This window comes from Centipeda sp. (in: firmicutes), assembly GCF_057271695.1.
Map to the genome: position 1 here is coordinate 1 of NZ_DBHIVL010000120.1, position 3980 is coordinate 3980.

At 50.5% G+C, this 3980-nt stretch carries 4 protein-coding genes and 1 pseudogene; 1 reads left to right on the forward strand and 4 read right to left on the reverse strand.

Features of this window, described 5'->3' with window-relative positions; genetic code table 11:
• Positions 1 to 32: 32 nt before the first annotated feature.
• Both ACO6BQ_RS12120 and ACO6BQ_RS12125 read right to left on the reverse strand, forming a co-directional pair.
• Positions 33 to 176 (reverse strand): hypothetical protein, encoded by a 144-nt coding sequence (locus tag ACO6BQ_RS12120; RefSeq protein ID WP_489121311.1) that lies wholly within the window; start codon positions 174 to 176, stop codon positions 33 to 35.
• A gap of 9 nt (positions 177 to 185) precedes the next feature.
• Positions 186 to 1007 carry an HTH domain-containing protein gene (locus tag ACO6BQ_RS12125; protein ID WP_489121312.1) on the reverse strand — a complete coding sequence of 274 codons (822 nt, stop codon included), beginning with the start codon at positions 1005 to 1007 and terminating at the stop codon, positions 186 to 188.
• A gap of 379 nt (positions 1008 to 1386) precedes the next feature.
• On the opposite strand from ACO6BQ_RS12125, the pseudogene ACO6BQ_RS12130 reads away from it, so the two are divergent.
• Positions 1387 to 1514: pseudogene (locus tag ACO6BQ_RS12130) on the forward strand (secretion protein HlyD).
• A 48-nt stretch (positions 1515 to 1562) separates the two neighbouring features.
• Here ACO6BQ_RS12130 and ACO6BQ_RS12135 read toward each other — a convergent pair.
• The gene (locus ACO6BQ_RS12135; protein ID WP_489121314.1) at positions 1563 to 2399 is read right to left on the reverse strand and encodes an Rpn family recombination-promoting nuclease/putative transposase; all 837 of its coding nucleotides are present in this window, start codon (positions 2397 to 2399) and stop codon (positions 1563 to 1565) included.
• 73 nt (positions 2400 to 2472) lie between these two features.
• Positions 2473 to 3570, reverse strand: coding sequence for a YifB family Mg chelatase-like AAA ATPase (locus ACO6BQ_RS12140; RefSeq protein WP_489121317.1), 1098 nt, complete (start codon positions 3568 to 3570; stop codon positions 2473 to 2475).
• Between the last annotated feature and the right edge of the window lie 410 nt (positions 3571 to 3980).

Genomic DNA, 3980 nt, shown 5'->3' on the forward strand with positions numbered 1-3980 from the left:
ACTTAAACGGTCGTTCCCTTGTGAGAAATTTGTCAACTGTTCTTGACAATACCAAAGTCCTGTTCCAAGGAGTCGCTCAGTACATACGCAAGAATCTGACGCGTGTAGGCATCCAGTATCGTGGAGAGGCAGCATGTTCCTTCCGGATAGGGGATGTAGGTGATATCCGTCAACAAGGCTCTGCGTCACCCGTGCAGGGTGAATTCCCGATTCAAGAGGTTGTCCGCTACTCGATTCGTCTGCATGGCTTTAGCCATGCGCCGGTATGGATTTGCTTTCCGAATCGAGCACAACAATCCGTATTTGTTCATCAATCGCCGGATTTTCTTGAGATTCATGATGATCGGCGGATCCCAGTGCAGCATGCACATGTAGATGCTCCGTACTCCTTTGGCGTAACCTCTTTGCCCATAGGCTCTCAGGATGTGTCGGAAGTCTTCTTCATCTTGACGTTCTTTCGCCGCACGAGTTGCAGCGGCGTGTTTCCAGCGATAGTAGCCCGAGCGCGATACACCAGCAATCTCACAGAGCATGCCAACTTGCAGGAGATTGCCTTTGCCCTGCAGCGTTTCTTCGATGACGGCGAATTTTTCACAGGTCGTCATGAGGGGCGTCTTTCTTTCGTGTTGGCATGTTTGACAATTTTTTAGAAATTCGACCTCCTGCCTCAGGTATCTCAGTTCATGGCACATCCGTTCTACGGACATGACATTCTCTTCTACCAGCTTCGATGCTCGGCGTTCTCTGTTTTGCCCTTCTGTAAAGCCTTGCGGTGAGGCGGCCTCTTTCTTGATGCGTTGAACAATGCTGTCGATCTGCTTCTGCCCAAACATCTTCGGGTCATAGCCAAGGTCTTCGAGCACTTTCCTCGGGCTGTTCCCCGCTTCATAGCTCGTCTGAAAGGCTTCTTTGAAGCGGATAGTGAAATACAGTTTGTGCTTGGTTACTCGAAGTGTGTAGGGGTTCGCTCGCAGCAGTTTCATTTCTTTGGTGCTGTATTCTCTCATAGGCGGCTTCCTTTGGGTGCTTCCATTGACGAGCCAGCAGCAAATCGATGCAGGGTTAGAGGATGGGGTTCATCTTTCATCGACCGTGGCAACTTTGTCCATTCTGAAGGATTCACTCCCTTAAACCAATGTCCTGTTGTAAGGATTCCAGACCTTTTTGCTTTGTCCATATTCAAGGGATTCCACCTTCTTGGAGCTGTCCATGGATATGGGCTTCTCCATCAAACGCAGCGGCAATTTCCTGCCTTGGGATCTGTCCACGAAAAAGGATTCGCCTTGCCTAGAATCATTTTCATCGGAACAGTGTTTTGCCAAGGTTTTACCCCATCCCTTCTTTCTGCGTGTCCACATCCTTGGGTACAGTATAGATTTGCTGTAGATTTTATGTCCTATCACGGAGGCAAACCAGACGCATAGTCGTTGTGCTATGTGGAGGATTTGCCAACGATGAGAGGACGAAAAAGATGCGCCAAAATGGCCGTGCTAAATTTATCCGTGCTTCCTTAAAGACGAGAGGTATTTCTTCCTGCATCCATACCACTTAGCAGATGCGTCTTACAACGCTAGAATCTCCGCACGGGTCAATCCACTCGATTTCTCGATCACTTCGACAGGAACGTTCAGCATGAGTAGGGAACGTGCCATATCGATCATTCCCTCACGGTGTCCTTCCATCCGTCCTTCCTCACGCCCCTCAGCAAGTCCTTTCTCACGCCCCTCTTCCAATTTCTTCTCTCCGAATTTCTCCATCAGTTCGCACATGGTATGTACCCCCTCTGCTTCTGCTTTAAAGTAATCCGCTCTTTTGGCAAGTTCCTTATAATTCATCTTGTTTGGATTCTCGCAGAAAAAATCCTGCATCAACCGTCCGAGTGGCGTATCATCACGGTTTGCACCATTGACGTAGAGGATATGCGCCCCATCATCAAACGGTCGCTGAAGCTCTTGGATGATTCGCTCCACATGGTACAGCGGACAACCCGCTCCATAGATGTCATTTTCTGTAATGAAGATCACCCATGTTTCGGGCAGTTTGGAAAAATCCTCTCCTTTTTCCAATTCACGCGAGTCCATCATGCTGCTGTTGTATCGCGCCCGACGCGGGATCGCTCCTTCGTTTGCACGCTGCACCTCGCAGTCGTAGAGCTTTCCCTCGCTGTCCTCCGCCAACACATCAAAACGCACGCCGCGACCATAGAGATTGTCCGCGCTCTGCTGCGTGACAACATGTTTGACAATGAGATCATCTCGTCCAAAAAAGATACGTAGCAGGAGCTGCATTCCCTCGGTATAGTTGTCAAAACACACGTTGAAAAACGTATCGTCAATCAGACGGAACTTCTGAATCAGCACACCATATTCTGCAGGAACATCCTTCTTGATAATTCTCACTTCCTCGCTATCCTCCTCATCTTGTTCTACTATCATAGTATGCACTGTAGCAAACATTGTCAAGGCTGAAAAATCAAGCCATCTCTCGTTCACCATTACATTGTATCGTTATCAACGTTACTTCGTTCATCGCGGCTACCAAAATGATACTAGAGGGAAAGGTCAGCGTTGCGTTCGCACGCGACACCGTAATCTGGCGATCCTCGATCGGCTCACGCAGCACCTCAAGCGTCTTCTTGCTGAACTCCGGCAGCTCGTCGAGAAAGAGAACGCCGTGATGCGCGAGTGTCACCTCGCCCGGGCGCGGGATACTCCCACCGCCGATCATCGCCACCGTCGAGGACGTATGATGCGGACTGCGGAAGGGGCGCGTCGTCACAAGCCCCGTATCCTTGCCAAGCAGCCCCGAGATACTGTAAATCTTCGTGATCTCGATGGCTTCTTCCTTCGTCAGCTCCGGCAGAATCGAACTCATGCGGCGCGCCAGCATCGTCTTGCCCGAACCGGGTACACCGACCATGAGGACGTTATGCCCTCCCGCTGCTGCAATCTCAAGCGCACGCTTCGCCTGATACTGCCCCTGTACGTCCGCAAAGTCATCGGTGAAGGCGTTGTCTTTTGTGTCTTTAATTTGTTTTGGCACGGCAGGAGTCAGTGTTTCCGTGCCCGTCAGATGGCGCACAAGCTGTGCCAGATTCTCTACTGCAAAGACCTTCAGTCCGTCAATGAGCAGTGCCTCGTCTGCATTCGACGGTGCAACGTAGAACTCCGTCAGACCATGTTCCCGCGCCGTAATCGCCATTGGGAGAATCCCGCTGATCGGTCGGCAGTTCCCATCGAGGGAAAGCTCTGCCGAGAAAAGCGCACTCTGCACCGCCGCCTCCGGAACCATACCGTAGGATGCAAGGAGTCCAACGGCGATCGGCAGATCAAGCCCCGAGCTGTCCTTTCGCACATCGGCGGGTGCAAGATTGACCGTTACTCGCTCCTGCCGCAGCTGAATGCCGGAGTTCCGAATTGCCGTCCGTACCCGCTCCTTCGACTCCTTCACCGACGTATCGGGAAGCCCCACCAGCTCAAATCCCGGCAGCCCGGGCGACACATCCACCTCAACGTCGATAATCCGTCCATCTATCCCGAGGGTCGTCGCACCATAGGTCTTTGCAAACAACGGCCTTCCCTCCTACGTTTCAAATATAAGAAAATTATAACACAAGAGAGGGTATGTTGCCTAATGATTCTTTGCAAAAGAAAAGAGGTTCCTATGTAGGATTACAATTAGGTGCATCGAAAATTTATCCTCTGTCTCAAAATTGAACCCGATTTCCGGGCCATACCAAGATTGTGGTATCTCCGAAGGTTTAGCAAACTTGATAAGCATGATACACCGTCCTTACATAACAAAAGGTTGACATCTAACAATACGTTAGACGCCACCCCTAGTTAATACTTTTCCGTAGAGAGGAGCCTCTGAAGGTGTTGTGGTCAAGCGTTTTTGTAACACGAGTGTCCAATAAACTTATGTTGAATACCTCGCTTCGAATGGCGTACGATAGCCGTTATAAGAATGCGGTCGTACAT